This is a genomic window from Fastidiosipila sp. (assembly GCA_012511175.1).
Lineage (GTDB): Bacteria > Bacillota > Clostridia > Saccharofermentanales > DTU023 > UBA4923.
This window is the reverse complement of the sequence record JAAZGO010000010.1, coordinates 82,064-100,679: the sequence shown is the minus strand read 5'-3', so window position 1 is coordinate 100,679 and position 18,616 is coordinate 82,064. Positions and strand designations below refer to the sequence as shown.

The following is an 18,616-nucleotide window of genomic DNA, read 5'->3' as shown; positions in this document are numbered from 1 at the left end:
GATTCCAGCACTGTCGGGCCGGGGTGCCGTCAGGTGAAAAAAAACACCTGGGGTTCACTCATCCTCGACAATCGTTTCCATTCTCGCCAGGTCTTCATTGCTGCCAAGCGCGAAGATGCGGTCGCCTTCTCTGAAGACATCTTCCGCGTGCGGGAAGATGAGCGGTTCACCTGCACGCCCGATCCCGATAATGGTGACCCGATAGGTGGACCGTATGTCAAGCTCTTCAAGGCTCTTTCCGGACCAGCTTCCCGGACAGCCGATTTCAAGGATGGCGTGTGTCGTGGACAACCCGATCAGTTCTGACATGTTGTGGGACGCGAGCGCGTGAGCAAGCTTAATTCCCTGATCACGTTCGGGAATCATGACCTGGGTGGCTCCGATTTTCAGCAGGACACGCCCCATTGATTCATTTCGCGCCTTGGCGATGATGCGGGGGATGCCCATTTCCTTGCATGCCAGTGTCGCCATCATGGCGGCCTCAAAATGCTCGCCTATGGCAATGACCGCCGCATCACAGTTTCCAATGCCAATTTCCGCCAGCACATTTTCCTGAGTCACATCAGCGCGAACTGCGTAGGTGACCTGATGAGCCAGGGCATTTACGATTTCTTCATCATCATCGACCACCATGACGTTCCTTCCCATCTGACTTAAGGTAACCGCCAGATGGTAGCCAAAGCGGCCACAGCCGATGACGGCGACATCTTTCACTTTTTTCATTCAAAATCCTCCTCCATCAGCAGGGGCGCACCCGGGGGATGCGATTGATGTGCTGCCTGTATTCAGCCGATCAGTATGGACTCCTCTGCGTCCTCGAAAGTCGTTGTCGTTACCGGTTTCGCGCTGAGTGCATAGAGAACGGTGAGGGGCCCGATTTTTCCAAAAAGCATGGTCGTGATCAGGACCGACTGGCTCAGATAACCGAGAGAGGGCGTCAAGTCACGTGACAGACCAACCGTACCAAAAGCGGAAATGACCTCAAATAACGAGTCAAGAAAAGGGGTTTGCGGTTCGGCGATTGACAAAATGAGGGCACCCGCGCTGCACCAGAGGGCGGCAATCATCACAATGGCTGATGCCCGGGTCATCAGCCCGGCCGGAAGCCGCCGGTCAAACACCGAGGCATTCCGTCTTCGGCCAATTTCCTTGCGGGTACTGTGCAACAGCGTAAATAGAGTCGTTGTTTTAACACCACCTGCGGTCCCAACAGGAGACCCGCCAACAAACATAAGGGCAATCGCTATCAGGCAGGAAGCCTGTGTCAGCGAGCTTTGCGGAATCGAGTAGAAACCGGCGGTACGGCAGGTGACAGACTGGAAGAAGGCGTTCATCCATTGTCGGGGAATTGACAGGCTTTGGAGCACCCCGCCGGCATTTCGGTGTTCCAGCAGCCAGAAACTGAACGTTCCGGACAAGAGGAGGAATGCGGTCAGCAGAAGTGTGATCTTGGAATGAAGCCGATAGCGGCGCCAGCGTTTTTGCCTCATGATGTCGCGGTAAACGGGAAAACCCAAGCCGCCCAGAATGATGAGCAGAGCGGTGGCGAATAGCACCAGGACATCTTTATTCCAGCTGATCAAAGAGGCTTCGCCGATAAGGTCGAAGCCAGCGTTACAGTAAGCGGAAACCGCCTGAAAGACTGCTTTCCAGAGACCGTTTTTCCAGCCAAAGATGGGGATGAAACGGAAGGAAAGCAAACAGGTTCCCGTCAATTCGATGGCAAAGGTCGCAACAAGAACGAAATGGATCAAACGGGCCATCCCGCCCGGCCTTGGGGCATTTTTTTCTTCTGCCAGCACAATCCGATTGGGCATGGAGATCCGCCTCCGAAGCACCATGGCCAGGCCGCCGGCGGCAGTCATGATCCCGAGTCCGCCGACCTGAATCAGGAACAGGATAACCGCTTGCCCGAAGAACGACCAGTAAGTGAGTGTTGTCACTGTTGTCAAACCGGTCACGCAGAGGGCTGATGTCGCCGTAAAAAGTGCAGTGACAGGATCGGCAGCAACGCCGGATTGTACCGCGAAAGGTAAAAGCAGCAAAGAAGTACCGAGCAGCAGAACAGCCAGATACGCCGCAATGATTAAAACAGGCGGATTGCGAAAGACGCCGCGCAGATTGAATGTGTGTTTTGGTTTCATCATCCTGATCCGGCCCGGTACCCTGGCTTGTCGGGCCGGGCTATCGCCCCATTATAACTCGATTTTTGCGTATCGGATTGACCCATCACCGGCAGGCACCTTCATTCGTTTACCCCCCAATTCCTGCCGCTGGCTCGATGCGTGACATTTGCCCGTCCGGTCCACGCGGCCCGGGAGCGGGCGATTGCATTTCCATGGCTGTTATAATGAATTTGAGAATAGGCGAAATTAATCAAGGAGAGGCCGCCTTGGACCAACCGCTGATCAGCATCATTATCCCCTGCTACAACGCCGAGCGTTGGATCGCGCGCTGCCTGGATTCTGTCACCGGCCAGACTTATCCTGCCCTTGAAATCATTGTCGTGTCGGACGGATCGACGGACGGATCCGACAGGATCGTCCGCCAATTTGTGAGCAGGGATCCGAGGGTGCGCTATGTCCGCCAGGAAAACCAGGGGGTCAGCGCCGCCCGCAACCGGGGCCTGTCAATGGCCACAGGAGAGTGGGTCTGTTTTGTCGATGCCGACGATTACGTCAATCGGGATCATGTGCATACCATGGTCTCAGCTCTCGCTTCAAAGGAGATTGACGCGGTTGCCGTTAATTTTTTCATGGAATTGCCGCGAGGTTGGAGGCTTCCCTACCCTTTCATCGTTCTTCGCAAAAGATTGAGCGGCGAGCAGGCCGTGAGACAGTCATTCCGCTTGCTTTTTTTCCCCACCTTCCTGTGGAACAAGCTCTTTCGCCGCAGCCTTTTCACCGACCACCAAATATCCTTCCCCTCCATTCTCTACGAAGATGCCTTTGTTGTTCCGCTTCTGCTCCTCCATTGCCGGGAAGTAATTGTACTTAAGAAGGCCTGCTACCACTACGTGCGGCATCCCGGAAGCCTGACCCACCGGGTGGCATCCGGCCATGTCCATGATTACCTGGAATCCGCCGGCATGCTGCGCCGGCATTTCGTGGCATCCGGCCAATGGGCAAAGTGGGAAAAACCTTATGGCCGCTGGCTTAACCGGATCATGGCACAGATCTTTTTTTCCCTCTTTTTGACTAAAAGAACCATGCCATGGAAGGATAGGGACCGGCTGATCCGCAATACTCGCGCTGCCGTCAAGGTTATCAAGCGGACAGGCCTCGCCGATGCCGCCCTTGATGAACTTATCTTCTCTGCTTGAAATTGAAGAGCCGCCCGGGAACAATTGTCCCGGGCGGCACCTGCTCCGATCCCTGTCAAGCCTTCAGACGGCAAGACAGGCGGGCTTTCCTACTTCTCTTTAACGGTTGCGTACCTGATCCGCAACAACACCAGGCTGCCGGCCGCCATAAGCAACATGCCGAGGACCCAGAGCAAGGTCCTGTCAACCAAAGAGCCTGTCTTGGGCAGTTCATCCGTATCGCCGCCCACCAGTTCCATCGGCGGCGTCACCGTTACCTCATTGGACTCAACTCCCGGCTCCTGGTTAAAGGTCAGTACCGCCCGGTTGGGGATCCTCTCGTCGGTGTAACCGCTGAGATCCGCGTCTTCCTGTATCCGGGCCCCGATCTCCAGGGTCAATGTCTTCCCCGCCAGGAGGGCAAAGTCTTCACTCCTGTCCAGAATCAGGCTGATCAGCCGGCCGTCGATCGTAATCCGGCCGGTCAAAGCCGGCATCTCCACGCCATCAATCAGTGCACGGACACCCGTGGTTCCCAGCGCATCCTCCAGGCTATCGGTGATAACCAGGGATTCGTAACCACGGACATTTTCCGGGATATCCACCGTGACCTGGTAGACAAAGGCTTGATCCCGTTCCTCCAGCTCTTCATGATCCTTGCCGTTGATTTTCTTTTCAATACCTGGTTTTTCGAGCGGCGGGGTAACGGTCACGGTATTGGACAAGATCACCCTTTCATCATTCAGGATGATCCGGGCTCCGTTGGGAACTGTTTCATCCAGGTAGGCACTGAGATCCGCCCCTGCTCTGATTTTCGCTTTGATCCTGAGGATCATTGTCTTGCCGGCAAGCTGACTGAAGTCAGTCTTATCGAGGACAAGCCGGATGGTCTGGCCATGGAATGCGAGCCTGGCAGTCAGGCCGGGATTCTCAACCCCGTCAAGGATAACGCCGGCCTCTTTGCTTTCGAGCACATCCTCCAGGGTGTCGAGGATGATCAGGGACTCATAGCGGCCTACATAATCCGCCATATTAATACGGACATGATAGGTGAAAACTTCGTCCCTTGCGGCCAGATCCTCATGTTTCCTGCCATTGACATCTTTTTTGATCAGGGGAGGCTCAAAGGGCGGCGTCACCGTCACGACATTGGAATACCGGCCGATCTGATCATTGATCCAATAGGTTGCCTGGTTGGGAATGGTTTCACCCTCATAGGCTGACAGGTCGGCCCCTTCCCGGATTTTCGCCTCAATCACCAGCGTGATGGTTTTTTTGGCCAGAAGGCCAAAATCAAAGCTTTCACCAAACGAGAGACTGACCGTCTGTCCCGCAAGACTCAGGTAGGACAGCAAGGCCGGTTCGTCACCGCCGTCAAGAAGAACTGAGGCGCCTGTGATTTCCAGCACATCCTCCAGGGTATCGGTGATGAGCAGTGAAGCGTAATCACGGATATTGTTGGGGATTTCCACTTTGACGTGATAAGTGAAACTCTGGTCAAAGGCCGTCAGATCTTCATGATCTTTTCCATTGACATCCTTCTCAATCACAGGAGGTTCCCCGGGCGGGGCCACCGTGACGGGCGCCGTCATGACCTTGGGTCCGCCATTGAATTCGATGGCCGCCTGGTTGGGTACCGTGTCGTTGACATAAGCGTCAAGATTGGCGCCGATCCTGATCCTTGCCCTCAAGCTGATCACAATCTGCTGGCCCGCGATCTGACTGAAGTCAAATTCGCTGTCAAGCACCAGGGTTGCGGTCTGTCCCGAAACGGTCAGCAGGGGAAGCAGGGAAGTATCGTCACCCCCCACCGTCACGCCGCTGTCAATAATCTCAAGCACATCCTCCAGGGTATCGCTGACCACGATCGTCTCATAGCCACGCACACTTTCGGGGATGTCAAGCTTAATGTGATAAGTGAAGATCTCATGTTTCGTTCCCAGGTCCTCATGCGTTTTCCCGTTGACATCTTTGTCAATGGCAGGTTCTTCAGGCGGCAGCGCCACCGTCACCTGATTGGACTTGACCCTGGAACCGCCGTTGATTCCGTATTCACCTTCATTGGGCACCAGCTCCCCCTCATAAACGGAGAGGTCGGCGCCGGGCCGGATTGAAGCAGTGAACTGCAGGGCAATTACCTTGCCAACGATGGTATCAAAATCAAAATCCTCCTGATCGAGCGTCAGGGTTGCCGTCTGGCCCGACACGGACACATAGGCATCCAGCGCCGGTGCCGCCAACCCGTCAATCAGCACCGCCGTGCCCTCAATTTGCAAAACGGGAACCAAGGCATCCTCAATGACCAGGGTCTCGTAATGCTCGCCTTCTTCCAGTTCCGGCAGCAAGACCTTGACATGGTAGTCAAAAAGATCGTCTGCCGCAGTCAGGTTTTCATGTGTTTTTCCGTTGACATCCTTGGCAATCGGGGGATCCTCCGGGGCGGGAGGCGCGATGGTCACGGTATTGCTGGCCACCCTGCTCTGGTTGTAAAGCAGCTGGGCCGTATTGGGAATTTTCCCGTCCGCATAGGCCGCCTTGACTTCACCGCAGATCACGCAGGCGTCGATGGATGCCTTGAATTCCAGCACCACGTCCTTTTCCTTGATCTGCTGGAAATCGCTTGTCTTGCTGAAGGTGATCTTGTTGGCAAGTACCGTCAATTCTCCGGGCTTGACAATGCTGACACCATCCACCTTGACATCGGCGGAACCGGGCGTGATTTTCAAAAGAGCGTCAACCTGATCCTCAAAGCCGAAGGAGGTCATGCCGAAAATATTGCCGACATGGGTGGTAACCGTATAGGTCACTTCCTCCCGGACTTCATCCAGGTCATAATGTTCAAGCCCGTTGACCCGTTTGACGGGAACCGCCGGCTCCAGTGTACAGACCGTGTTGGTATTGCCGGGAACGACCGGATTATCGATCTGGTAGCGTTTTTGTCCCGACCGGCCGGTCGCGGTGACGGGCGTTTCATCTTCTCCATGGAAATCAAGTTCTTTCAACTCGTATTCAATGGTATAGTCGCCCTCCTGCTCAACTTCAACGATATTGATCCCCGTTTGAAAGTTTAAGTTGGCGTTGATCACTATGCCGTCCTTGAGCAGCCTTGACGACATCACCTGGTAACCGGGCTCGATGACCACCTCGATGCTCTCCTGGCTGATTTCCTCAACCAGGGCTTCAAAGAGATTGCCTACCCGGGTCCCGAAGTTGTCCGGGCTGTCAAAAACTTGATAATAGCTGCTTGAGCTGGCCATGTTCTCCAGGGCGGTTTTCGTGTAGGGGCTGACCTCATCCTGGTAATAGCTGCCGCCACCGTACTGGGTTTTTTGTTTCTCAAAGTCTTCAATAAAAGTGGAGATCAGGTAATAACCCTGATTCTTGATGGCCGCAGCCTGAGCGGATGCCTGGTCGGTGGCCGTCTCGTAGTCCTGGTATTTCTCATTGAAGCCGGTCGTGCTGCCATGCGACTGACCGTCGGGAGTGTAGGCCCAGTTCCAGTCCAGCCAGATGGTCCCGTCATCCCCGGTACTTCCGTCCGGGAGCCTGACATTGGCGACACCGTCTGTCACCAAGAGGAAGATGGTCTCCCTCTTAAGGTCGCCCACGTCGCCCAAGGCAACGCGCTTGCTGTTGTATTCCTGCAAAGCATATTGCAGGCCCCGGGCCGTAGGAGTTCCCCCGTCAACAGTGATTGCGCCGATCCTGGACTTGGCCATGTCAAGGTTACTGCCAAGGTCATACCTGGTCCGGGTATCAACGGGAATAAAGCTGCTGGCCGTGCTGATATAAAGGCCTTCGTCGTCGCCCACATCCTTCTTGACCTGTGAATCGTTGACCTTTTCATACCATTGATAGCGCTGGCCGCCGCGGAAGGTGGTCACCATGACCCGGTCGCCGCGGCTTGGTTTCAGCTTGTCGACGACCGCTTTCAGGCCTTCTTTCATGGTACCAATGGTGTTTTCAAATGAACCGCTTGCATCCTGGACGATCACCAGGTCGATCTTCTTCTCGACAAGGGGCCGGGTGAAGTGAATTTCACCCTTAATGGTCCGGATACAGAGCTCTATCAGCCGGTCGATCTCACTCGTGTGTGTCAGTGAAACCAGAGGTTCACTGTCGGCGCTCACTTTGTTTGGGAATACAGGTGCCACCAGATACATCAACAGCGATAGCACCAATAGAAATACATAGATGTATTTCATCTTGTTTATGGATTTATTCATTGCCCTATCCTCCATCTATCCATTAGTCATCGGGCAACACTGACTCCTCATGACGAGTCCCCATTTACGGCCAGCCTAATGCTTTAATTTGAACAGAATTTGAAGTTGCCGGGCCTGTAACGCAGGTTCTAATCCTGCATAAAGCAGACGAGCCCGCCTTTTGAGCGGGCCCGTCATCATTATGAAAGAAAAGCGGTCAGATGGTCTGCTGGGAGATTCCCCGGATATTGGACAGAACCCAGTCAAACTCGGGAGCCGTCACGATGGAGCCACAGTAGCTGCAGCGGGCGGACTGGGTCAGGTCAATGGGCGCCCCGCAGTGGGGGCAGTTGCGGCTGATTTCTGTTTTGCCCGCTATGCCGGGAGCCGGAGTCTTGACACCCAGGCTGCGGATCATGGTCCACTCGTAAGTCATGAATTTCTCACGGCGCGGGTCACCGCTGACGACCGTGCCGGTCGCCCGGTCAATGATGTAGTCGGTGATCCGGGTGGTCAGCCTGATGGCCAGGTTGTCATTTTGCTCATCCTGATAAAAATTGACCAAGGCGACGCTGATAATGGCGACCCGCTCCACGCGGTTGATCTGGTTGCGGCCTACCAGCTCCTGCAGCTGCCGCCACATCTGGTTGTAAAGGTCGTCTGTCATGCGGGCCCTCATGGGTTCCCAATCCTGATTTTCCCAGGCCCGCTGCATCTCGGAGTATAGATTGGAAACTTTCTCGCGCATCTCCGCTTCCGTGAAGAAAGGATCCACCTGCCGGATCTGGTCGGCAACGGCTGTTGACTGGACAGGCGGTACGGCCGGGACCTGGGGTGAGCCCGTCTGGCCGCCTTTTTTGGCCTTGAGAATCACAAAGACGACGATAATGACAAAGATGATCAGTCCGACGGGAGGCCCCCCAACACAGGACAAGCCCCCTGAGCTTCCAAAACCGCCGCTGCCCCAGTCGCTGTCGCCAAAGGAGTCGTCCCAGCCACCGCCGGAGGATCCGCCATAATCACTGTCCCCGCCAAAAAAACCCGCATCGGCCGGAGCCGGGTAAAAATCTGCACCCGCGTGAATGCGCGGGCCTGAGAAAACAAAAATCGCGAAAACCGCCAAGAGTAAGAGTAAGACCCCAACCGTCCGCTTCATCCCTAAAGGTCCTCCTGTTCTTGCTCCCATTCTATAACAAAAACCTGCCCGCAACGAAGGCCGGAAGGACCGCCCAGAGACCGGAAACGGTCAACTCTTGCTGATTTTGTCTTTTTCAGTCCGGTAGAGGCGGATCAGGGCCTGGGTCCCCAGATCCCCATCACCATGGCCTGCCATTTTTTCATAGAGACCCAAAACGGTATGTAACATGGGAAGTCCGGTTCCGCGGTCTGCCATCTCTTCTTCCACGATTCGCATGTCTTTGATGAAGTGCTTGATAAAAAAACCGGGATCATGATCTCCTGACAGAACCCTGGGCGCCATGTTGGCAATCTGCCAGCTTCCCGCGGCGCCGGCGCCGATCGCCCGCAACATGGTTTCGGGGTCGAGCCCCGTCTGCTCTGCGTAGAGGATGGCCTCTGTCATGGCTGCCGTGGCACCCGCAACCGCAATCTGGTTGGCAGCCTTGGTGTGCTGGCCATTACCCGCCGCACCCATGTAGACAATATTTTTGCCCAGCACTGAAAAAACAGGGAGTGCCCGGTCAAACGATTGGCGGTCGCCTCCCACCATAATGGAAAGTGTTCCATCACGCGCACCTACGTCGCCGCCCGAGACGGGCGCATCCAGGAGGGACAGGCCCTTTTTCCTGCCTTCATCATAGAGTTTGACAGCAAGGGAAGGCGACGAGGTGGTCATATCGATCACCAGGGTATCCCGGCTGGCCGTATCAAAGATCCCCTCCGGACCCAGCATGACTTCTTCAACATCGGCGGGATAGCCGACCATGGTGATCACGGCATCTGCCCCGCGCACCGCCTCAGCGATCGAATCTGTACACGTGGCCCCCGTGGCGCAGGCGGTTGCCTCCGCCTTTTCCCTTGTCCTGTTGAAGACTTTTACCTGATAACCATGCCGGCAAAGCCGGGCGACCATGGCTGAACCCATGACACCTGTGCCGACGAATCCAATTTGTCTGATGGGCATCGGCTGGCTACACCCCTCTTTCCGACATAATCAGCTCAATCTGATCGGGATTCAAACCCACCATGGCCTCGCCCAGGTTCTCAGAGACATGGGCCAGCCGCTCGGGATCGTCGTAGTGCTCACAGGCCTCCACGATGGCCCTGGCGCGCCGGACCGGATCGCCGGACTTGAAGATGCCGGATCCGACAAAAACGCCCTCGGCGCCGAGCTGGCGCATCAGCGCCGCATCAGCCGGCGTCGCGACGCCTCCGGCAGAAAAATTGGGAACGGGCAGTTTACCATGTTGGTGGACGTATTGAACAAGTTCGACAGGAACGGCCAAATCCCGTGCCCGGACGTAAAGCTCGTCTTCGCGAAGGGAGGCCACTTCACGGATTTGCTGATTGATCCGGCGCATATGCCTGACAGCCTGGACCACATCTCCCGTGCCGGGCTCACCCTTGGTCCGTATCATCATGGCTCCTTCGGCCAGGCGGCGCAACGCCTCATCAAGGCCCCGTGCGCCGCAAACAAAAGGTACTTCGAACTTGGTTTTATCAATGTGATAGACTTCGTCGGCAGGCGTCAGCACTTCGCTTTCATCCACAAAATCAACGCCGATCGCCTGAAGGATCTGTGCTTCAACAAAGTGGCCGATACGGACTTTCGCCATCACCGGAATCCTGACCGCCTTCATGATGGCCTTGATCATGGCAGGGTCACTCATTCTTGAAACGCCCCCCGCTGAACGAATATCGGCAGGAACACGCTCCAGCGCCATAACCGAAACAGCCCCGGCTTCCTCTGCGATGCGGGCCTGCTCGACATTGACGACATCCATGATGACGCCGCCTCTCAGCTGTTCCGCGAGATTACGGTCAAATTTCTTCATTCGAATCATGCCTCCAATCCCTATCAGGACAAACAGAAAGATATTTCTCAAAAAAGCCCCCGGTCGCGGAGGTTTGTCACGATCATACTGGCCTTCGCCTGAATCATTTTCAGTATACGCCCACCCATGCGGTAACGCAAGAAAATGGCTGTCAAAGGCATTCAGTTACGGTGATTGACAGCAGGCCTCTAAATCAATAATATATTATCGATATTGAGGAGGTTCTCATGGCGTCTAATTCTCTCTCTTTCCAAACCTTGCAAAGGTTGCCCTATTACCTCGACTACCTGCGGGAAGTTGAAACCGAGAACGTCTCCTCGACCGCTATTGCCGCTGAATTCCGCCTGCACGAAGTGCAGGTCCGCAAAGATCTGGCCTCGGTGAGCCGGCAGGCTGGGCAGCCAAGAAAAGGTTTTGCGACAAAAGCACTGATCAAGGATATTGAAGACATCCTGGGCTACGGCCACGTTGATGAAGCGGTCATTGTCGGTGTGGGCCATCTTGGAACCGCCTTGGCCAACTACGCGGGCTTTGAAAAATACGGACTCAAAATTGTCGCGGGCTTCGATACCCGGATTGCCAGCGAGGAATACCTGAACCAAACGCCGCTTTACCCCATGGAAAAGCTTGATTCTCTAATCCGCGAACGCGGAATCAGGCTGGGCATCATTACCGTTGACGGCGCCAATGCCCAGGCCGTTTGTGACCAGCTCGTTGAAGCCGGCGTGGAGGCCATCTGGAATTTCGCACCCGTTCTGCTGCAGGTTCCGGAAGGCATCATCGTGCAAAATGAAAACATGGCCTGTGCCCTGGCCATCCTGAGCCACCATCTTCGAAAATAGGCTGTCACCGCCACCCTGACCACGTTTTTTTACCGACCGTGCTATGATACTGGCATGAATGGGGTCGGTCAAAACATCCTGGTGATCATCAATCCCAATGCCGGCCGCTACGGCGCATCGGAGCTTGCCGGAAAACTTTGCGGTGAACTCAGGAAGGCCGGATCTTCAGTCCGTGAAGTTTTCACCACGGGAATCGGTGACGCCCGTGAAATTGCATTCACCCAGGGCCCCGCACATGACATTGTCGTTGCCTGCGGAGGTGACGGCACACTCTCTGAGGTTGTTTCGGGGCTTATGCGGCTCCGCTTTCCCCCCCACGTCGGTTTCCTGCCGATTGGTTCGACCTGTGATATGGCCCGGACTTTCAAACTGCCGTCCGAGCCCCTGAAGGCAGCACGCAGCATCCTGGCAGGGATCCCTTTCGCCATCGACATCGGCCGGGTCCACGGAAGTCAACCGCAAATCCGCCACGACCTGCCGGAGGGCATCAGCCCCAGCAGGCCAGAACAATTACCCGCCTACTTTACCTATGTCGCCAGTTTCGGAGCCTTTACGGAGACCTCCTACGCAACACGGCGCCATTTGAAAAAAGCACTGGGTCATTTCGCTTACCTGCTGACCGGTCTCCAGTCAGTGGGCCGAATCCGCCCTCATGAAACCACCGTCCTGCTCGACGGAGTTGACTATTCAGGAAGCTACATCTTTGGAGGCGTCCTCAACTCTTTTTCTGTCGGCGGCCTGGTTAAGCTGAATGATGTAGTTTTCGACGACGGGCTCTTTGAAGTTCTGCTGGTCAAACCACCCCGGAACCTTGGGCAGACGGCCAAACTTGTCTCCCGCATCCTCCAGCGGAAAACAAGTGATGACATGATCCGTCGGCGGGCCCACGACATTATTTTCCGGTTTAAGGAACCCGTTTCTTTTACCGTTGACGGAGAGTACGGCGGTTCGAGGACTGATTGGGAGCTGAATAATATCAAGCAGGCCATCCGCCTTCGCGTTCCCTCCGCGCCCGGCACCCGGGCTTGATCGACAAAGGAGTTTTCATGTCTGCATGTGATGACACCCGGAAACGCCATGATCATGACCTCGGGTTCCTGTTGCGCTACGAAAATATCGCCTGGTATGAGGACGGCCTTGTCCGGATCCTGGACCGGCGTGTCTATCCCGCCGAAATTATTTTTCAAGAGTGCCGGACAGTCGAACAAGTCGCCGATGCCATCACCCGGATGGTGACACAAAGCGCTGGCCCTTACACGGCGGCCGGCATGGGAATGGCACTTGCCGCGTATCAGGTCAGGGGCCGGAGCAAGGAAAAGCAGCTGGCCGCGCTTGAAGAGGCAGCCGGGCTTCTGTCGACGGCGAGGCCGACAACAGAACCCAGGATGAGGCAGGTAACAGCGGGGGCTCTGACAGCTGCCCTGCGGGCTCTTGAGCAAGGTGAAAAAGACCTGACACAGACACTTTTCCAGGCAGCTTACAACTCATTGGAGCGGCGTTATGAACGGATGTCCCGGGTCGGGAGGAACCTTATTTCACTCCTGCCCCAAGAGGCAACCGTCATGACCCATTGCTTTGGCGAAACTGTTGTCGGCACCATGATCCGGGCTGCTCAGGAAAAGGGCCTGACATTGAAGCTCTTTTGCCCTGAAACCCGGCCCTATTTCCAGGGAGCCCGCCTCACGGCCAGTGTCGCGGCTGAAATGGGCACTGACGTCACGGTTATTACTGACAACATGCCGGCCGAAGTCTTCTCCCGCCACCGGGTGGATCTCTTTACAACAGCAGCCGATGCTATCACACTGGATGGCTATGTGGTCAACAAGATCGGTACTCTCCAGATCGCCATGGTGGCCAAATATTTCGGTGTGCCCTACTTCGTCACAGGGATCCCGGACCAGGTCCGGATCAGCCAGGTCCCCATCGAAGCGCGTGATCCCAATCAAGTGCTTGAGGCGGGGGGTGTTCGCAATACACGGCCGGGCGTCAAAGGTTACTACCCGGCTTTTGACATTACGCCGCCCCATCTCATTTCGGGAGTAGTCACCGACACAGGCATTTTAACCCCCTACACCCTGGATCATTACCGTCCGCCGGGCGGAAGGGAAGGCGACTATTACGGCCTCGTTGTTTGATTGACCTTTTTGCGGCCGTCCTCGTGTTATGATAAACGGCGGGTTCTACCCGCCAGGGTAAAGGAGGTGTCACCATGTCTGACCAGGAAATCCGGCTGACTCAGCTGACCAGCGCCGGCGGCTGAGGGGCCAAAGTGGGACCGGGGGTCCTTTCCGAGCTCCTGACCGGCTTGCCGATCAAAAAAGATGACCGCCTCCTGGTCGGTTATGAGACCGAGGATGATGCCTGTGTCTACCTTGTTTCTGATGATATCGCCATCATCCAGACGGTGGATTTCTTTCCGCCCATCGTTGACGACCCCTTCGATTACGGCCGGATCGCCGCGGCCAATGCCCTGAGTGACGTCTACGCTATGGGAGCGGTCCCCAAAACAGCCCTGAATCTCCTCTGTTTTTCGAGCTGCCTTGACTTGGCCGTCGTTCGGAGGATTCTCGAGGGCGGGGCCGATAAATGCATGGAAGCCGGTGTCACAGTCGCGGGCGGCCACAGCATCGAAGATGAAGAGCCCAAGTTTGGCCTGTCTGTCATGGGGCTCTGCCACCCTGATCAGATCCGGCGAAATGATACCCCCCATCCTGGCCATATCCTTGTCCTGACAAAACCGCTGGGGACCGGGGCTCTGGCAACCGGCGCCAAGGCGGGCCTGCTGGACGGTGAGACGGTCCAGCGCATGATTGACACCATGGCGAAACTCAACCGCTATGCCTTTGAAGCTTCCGTCGGCCTCGATGTATCGGCATCGACTGACATCACGGGTTTCGGCCTTCTGGGACATCTGAGGGAAATGGCGGGGAGAGACCGGAAAGTGACCGTTGAAATCGACAGCCGGTCCGTTCCCCTGCTGCCCGGTGCCCTGGACATGTCCAAAGAGGGCATGCTGCCGGGCGGAACTTACCGCAACAGGCGTTACGTTGGCGACCGGGTTCGCTTTGATGGAGAGATCCCGCTGGCTCTGACGGATCTGATGTTCGACCCGCAGACGTCCGGCGGTCTCCTGCTGGCTATGCGGGAAGATCAGGTCGACCCCTATCTGGACGCCCTGAGCCGATTGGGTGAAAAAGCCTGGCCGATCGGACGCCTGACCCCCTGGCAGGGGGTGGCCATCCGGGTGATCTGACTAAAGAAAGATTTCTGACAGAATCCTGTCTGTATAGTCACCGAAGAGGGGACCGTTGGCATATTGCATAAATCCCAGCTCCCCGATATCGTTGTATTCGATCAGGACCGGTTCACCGTCCTCGGCCACGGCGATATCCCAGGCAATCAGCCGCGTGTAGGGAACGCGTTCCGCCATGCTCACAGCCAATTTTTTGACCGCCTCATAGGAGGGGACATGATAGCCGCTGAAGTCAAAGCCCTGAGGGTGTTGGTAGAAGCGGTCGCCATTAGCCGAAAAGGCCACTTCCCTCAGGGTGCCATCTTCCCTGACACCGCAGACGATGCCGCCGAATCCCAGGTTGTCCAGCTGGCTTCCGCCGGCGCCCATCTTCAAAACTGTTGAAAGAGCAACGGCCCGGCCGTCAATCAAGAGTGTCATGACACGCAGGCAGTTGACTGAAGGCTCATGGATGGCTGCAAGGCCGGCGTGTTGCTTCACCACCTTTTGTACGATGTAGCTTGGAACTTGCCCAAAGCAGTGCTCCAGAAATTCTGAGACTTCCTCCGCGCTCCGGGCGGCATGAAACTGAATGCCCCTGCCGCTGTGCGTACGCACAGCCGGCTTGACAACCGCCTTGCCGCTCTCAAGAAAAAGTTCGATTGCCTCCTCCCTGCTGATGGGCCGGTAGGCCGCATCGCAGTAGGATCCATTAATCCGCATGAAAACCGTTTCCGGCTGCCGGCAGTCAAATAAAAGCGGCTGAAGGCATTTATTGGTCAGGACGCTGTATTCCCGGTCGTTTAAATGCCGGAGCATGCGGGTCAAATAGAGGTCGTCAGGCAGGTATCTGACATCGAAGGTGCCATGCATGCAAGCGTACAAAGCCTGAAAGAAAGGGCGATTTTGTTTCGTGTAGCGGCCCCAGTACGATTGGATGGCCTTTTTTTCTTCAAGGCTTATGCTGCACTGACGGTGCTTGAATTCCTTTCTGCTGCCCGACCGGATCGACCAGATCATGGCGCGGGTCATGGAAGCATCCGCCCGTTTATTCAGGAATGAAACCCAGGACCGGACGATTTTTTTCAGTTTGTTTCGCATGACCGGCATCCCTTCTGTCTGCCGCGGCGATCGCCGCTGATTCGGCACTATTCTACCACTCCCTTTTGGTAAGATCCTGACTTTTGCAACTGGGGCCGTGTCAAGTTGTTGTAGCTCAGAGTAAGAATCAATGGAATCTCCCCAAGCTGTTAACGGCGTTCACTTTTCGTAAACGGTAGGGCGGTGTCTCCCGTTTGTTGGTCCTTCGGGCTATCGTGGGCGACCCGCATCACCTGTATTCCCGAAAATTTGCCGAAAGCTCCTGGATACTGGCTACAGCCAATTTTTGTGTCTTTTCGATCAGCAGTGATGTCAACTCCCCTGCTTTCGTCACGAAGGCGCGTGAAACGACCATCACGGCCGCTCCCTGACAGAACCAGCTCTCACGGATTTTGAACCTGGTGCCCAGGATATGACCTGCCAATCCCTCTGCACAGCTGTTCCCTGTAGTATGTTCAGGTTTGTTGGCAGTTTCAGTGCTCCTCCCCAGTTGTTCTATGGTAACAAATGGCGTCCATGACTGCCTTCGGAGAGCGAAATCTCTCATGGATGCAAGAGTACTGTCAAGAATCTTTCGTATGACCATTCTTTTGTTGCATTTGACGTTGGTCAGTCAGTCGGCTCTTCTTCCGGTAATGTATTCAAAGTATCTTCAACACTTTGATGCACCATCTCGCCCAGCTCTTCTCTGATGATTCCTTCGTTCAACTGAATATTTTTTTCGGACTTGGTTCCTTTTTCTCCTTGGTTTGTTTTTTCCAAAACCAATTTTTCCAAGTGAGTAGAGGGAGTCATGTCCTCCTAATTCATTTGCGCGAAACTTATGCTGCTTTATCCAAATTGAGACAGGCAATCAACTTGTCGCTTTTGTCAGTCTTGTTGACGCGTCACGGATTTATTTTGAAAACTTAATCGGATACATTCAGGCGCATTCAACATACATTACTCGAAATTGTGAAAGCCATAATTGTAATTGTCCAAAGAATGGTTGCCCGTTAATACACCGTGAATCCCCCGTCGATGATCAAACAAGAACCCGTGACGAAACTCGACGCTTCGGACGCGAGATAAACAACCATGCCCACCAGTTCTTCAGGTTCAGCAATCCGTCGTTGCGGCGTCCAATCGGTCCAATTCGTTTTGACCCAGTCAGGCTCACTGCGCATCATGGGAAGTGACATCTCAGTTGCAATATACCCCGGAGCTATAGCATTGACACGTATTTTATATTTTGCCCAGCATGCCGCAAGCCCTTTAGTCATCAGGTGGACGCCGGCTTTTGAAGTGCTGTAGGAGACCTCTTCGGGTCTATTGATAATTTCTGCGGACATGGAACCCATATTGATAATGGCTCCACCTCCATCCCGGATCATCAATTTACCGAAAGCTTGTGCGCAGTAGAATACGCCATTAAGATTCGTGTCGATTACCTTCAACCACTCTTCCTTTGTGCTCTTTTCGGGATCGACGGTTAGCCCAATTCCGGCATTATTGAACAATATGTCAACCTTTCCCCACATCTCATCGATATCTTTTGCCATGCGGTTAACGTCTTCGTAATTGGAAACATCTGCTTGCACCGCGAAGGCTTCTTTTCCCATTTTTCTAATCTCTGCTACAAGTTTATCCGCAGTTTTTTTGTTGGTATTATAGTGGGCAACAACATTTGCGCCCGCTTGGGCCAGGCCAATAGCGCAGGCATAACCAATTCCACCGGATGCCCCTGTCACGACAGCGTTTTTATCAGTCAAATCGAATAGATTCCAGATTGCATTTTCCATAGAATTATCTCCGATATCAAACGATTATCATATGTCTGCTTTTTTAAAGTTGCATCTTTTCGAGCTTAAGTAAAGCATCTTTAAACGCGTCATCACCTGGATGCCAGTTGAACTCACCACATTTCTTGGAAAAGCGCGTCGTCAACTCATCGAGTTGATCAGCGTCCCCGATAGGAAATCCAAAGTCGCTAATTTTGAGTGGGATACCCAAATCACGGTAAAGAGTGTAGAGTTCGTAAAACTCATTGTCTGGGTACTGTTCTACCAATAGTTGGACAAGATCGAAATAGCCAACTATTTCACCATGCATGTGATCCTTACCATAACCTGCATCATTGAATTCCTCGAATAAGTCATGAGCTCCCCGCAAACCACCTGAATCCCACACCAAACGACTCATGAGCAGCATGGCGGTGATACTCCGTTCAACTGTCTCATTAAGCACGCCCTCCCTAAAACATTCCTTCAAATATCTACCATTACGCAAAAGCAGTTCGTGCATTTCTTTGGAAATTGCGTCAATAAAATAGGCTGAAGAGGCGTCATACCAATTTGGGAATCCACAGGCTAACGACAGTTTGTATTCATATCTCTTGGATAGCGCATCGGCCATCCCAGCTCCGAATAGATGAATGGGTGCCCGAACAATAATGGCGGAATCGACGAAAATTCCAGCAGGGTTGAAAATCGTCTTGTCCTCAACCAACTCGCCATCATCTGTATAGGCGACCGATGTTCTACTCGTTGCAGCATCTGTGGCGATACTCGTAGGAACCGATAAGAAAGGAATGCCCAGGGACCAACCAACCCGTTTGGAAGCATCTATCGGCTTGCCACCACCAACGCCCACAACAGCGCAATACTGCTTGTGTTTGGACTCATCGGCGATTAATGCGATTTTTTTCAGGGTGTATTGATCAGCAAAGTCCAGCACATCGTAGTCTATCGATGCCTCCTCGATAGAAACCAACATTGGCTTAACCACCTCTTTCACCCCCACATCAATCATGAGCAAGAGTTTCCCATCAAGCTGGAGGTCTGTCAGATATTTCCCTGTCTTTGCAATAATGCCCGGTCCCTGCACGTAAAACTGGGGGGCTCCGAAGATCATTTCCATTTTTCCCTCACATTCTTCCGTTC

At 54.4% G+C, this 18,616-nt stretch carries 15 protein-coding genes; 5 read left to right on the top strand and 10 right to left on the bottom strand.

Annotated features, from left to right (window positions below; all coding sequences use genetic code 11):
- Window positions 1–54 precede the first annotated feature (54 nt).
- Both GX839_02015 and GX839_02010 read right to left on the bottom strand, forming a co-directional pair.
- Window positions 55–723, bottom strand: a complete 669-nt coding sequence (locus tag GX839_02015; protein NLB04244.1) for a TrkA family potassium uptake protein — start codon at window positions 721–723, stop codon at window positions 55–57.
- A 62-nt stretch (window positions 724–785) separates the two neighbouring features.
- A complete protein-coding gene (locus tag GX839_02010; protein ID NLB04243.1) occupies window positions 786–2,147 on the bottom strand; it encodes a Trk family potassium uptake protein in 1,362 nt (453 codons plus the stop codon).
- 245 nt (window positions 2,148–2,392) lie between these two features.
- Between GX839_02010 and GX839_02005 the strand changes: the two genes are divergently transcribed.
- Complete coding sequence (locus tag GX839_02005; GenBank protein NLB04242.1) at window positions 2,393–3,322, top strand: glycosyltransferase family 2 protein; 930 nt, start codon at window positions 2,393–2,395, stop codon at window positions 3,320–3,322.
- 89 nt (window positions 3,323–3,411) lie between these two features.
- Here GX839_02005 and GX839_02000 read toward each other — a convergent pair whose 3' ends face one another.
- From GX839_02000 to pdxS, 4 genes are all read right to left on the bottom strand, one after another.
- On the bottom strand, window positions 3,412–7,527 hold the full coding sequence (locus GX839_02000; protein NLB04241.1) for an isopeptide-forming domain-containing fimbrial protein: 4,116 nt from the start codon (window positions 7,525–7,527) through the stop codon (window positions 3,412–3,414).
- Between the two features lie 196 nt (window positions 7,528–7,723).
- Window positions 7,724–8,662, bottom strand: a complete 939-nt coding sequence (locus GX839_01995; GenBank protein NLB04240.1) for a TIM44-like domain-containing protein — start codon at window positions 8,660–8,662, stop codon at window positions 7,724–7,726.
- A 90-nt stretch (window positions 8,663–8,752) separates the two neighbouring features.
- Window positions 8,753–9,643: an NAD(P)-dependent oxidoreductase gene (locus GX839_01990; GenBank protein ID NLB04239.1), complete on the bottom strand. Its 891-nt coding sequence runs from the start codon at window positions 9,641–9,643 to the stop codon at window positions 8,753–8,755.
- Between the two features lie 13 nt (window positions 9,644–9,656).
- Entirely contained in the window at window positions 9,657–10,529 is an 873-nt protein-coding gene (pdxS, locus tag GX839_01985; GenBank protein NLB04238.1) for a pyridoxal 5'-phosphate synthase lyase subunit PdxS, read from the bottom strand.
- 218 nt (window positions 10,530–10,747) lie between these two features.
- Between pdxS and GX839_01980 the strand changes: the two genes are divergently transcribed.
- The 4 genes from GX839_01980 to selD all read left to right on the top strand — a co-directional run bounded on the left by GX839_01980 (window position 10,748) and on the right by selD (window position 14,615).
- Window positions 10,748–11,362, top strand: a complete 615-nt coding sequence (locus tag GX839_01980) for a redox-sensing transcriptional repressor Rex (GenBank protein ID NLB04237.1) — start codon at window positions 10,748–10,750, stop codon at window positions 11,360–11,362.
- Window positions 11,363–11,416: 54 nt separating this feature from the next.
- Entirely contained in the window at window positions 11,417–12,391 is a 975-nt protein-coding gene (locus GX839_01975; protein ID NLB04236.1) for a diacylglycerol kinase family lipid kinase, read from the top strand.
- Between the two features lie 17 nt (window positions 12,392–12,408).
- Window positions 12,409–13,497, top strand: a complete 1,089-nt coding sequence (locus GX839_01970) for a s-methyl-5-thioribose-1-phosphate isomerase (protein NLB04235.1) — start codon at window positions 12,409–12,411, stop codon at window positions 13,495–13,497.
- A 134-nt stretch (window positions 13,498–13,631) separates the two neighbouring features.
- Window positions 13,632–14,615: a selenide, water dikinase SelD gene (selD, locus tag GX839_01965; GenBank protein NLB04234.1), complete on the top strand. Its 984-nt coding sequence runs from the start codon at window positions 13,632–13,634 to the stop codon at window positions 14,613–14,615.
- On the opposite strand, the gene GX839_01960 is transcribed toward selD, so the two are convergent.
- The 4 genes from GX839_01960 to GX839_01945 all read right to left on the bottom strand — a co-directional run bounded on the left by GX839_01960 (window position 14,616) and on the right by GX839_01945 (window position 18,593).
- Window positions 14,616–15,695 carry a hypothetical protein gene (locus tag GX839_01960; GenBank protein NLB04233.1) on the bottom strand — a complete coding sequence of 360 codons (1,080 nt, stop codon included), beginning with the start codon at window positions 15,693–15,695 and terminating at the stop codon, window positions 14,616–14,618.
- 609 nt (window positions 15,696–16,304) lie between these two features.
- Window positions 16,305–16,490 (bottom strand): hypothetical protein, encoded by a 186-nt coding sequence (locus GX839_01955; GenBank protein ID NLB04232.1) that lies wholly within the window; start codon window positions 16,488–16,490, stop codon window positions 16,305–16,307.
- 200 nt (window positions 16,491–16,690) lie between these two features.
- Window positions 16,691–17,476: an SDR family oxidoreductase gene (locus GX839_01950; protein NLB04231.1), complete on the bottom strand. Its 786-nt coding sequence runs from the start codon at window positions 17,474–17,476 to the stop codon at window positions 16,691–16,693.
- A gap of 43 nt (window positions 17,477–17,519) precedes the next feature.
- A complete protein-coding gene (locus GX839_01945) occupies window positions 17,520–18,593 on the bottom strand; it encodes a glycerol dehydrogenase (GenBank protein NLB04230.1) in 1,074 nt (357 codons plus the stop codon).
- Between the last annotated feature and the right edge of the window lie 23 nt (window positions 18,594–18,616).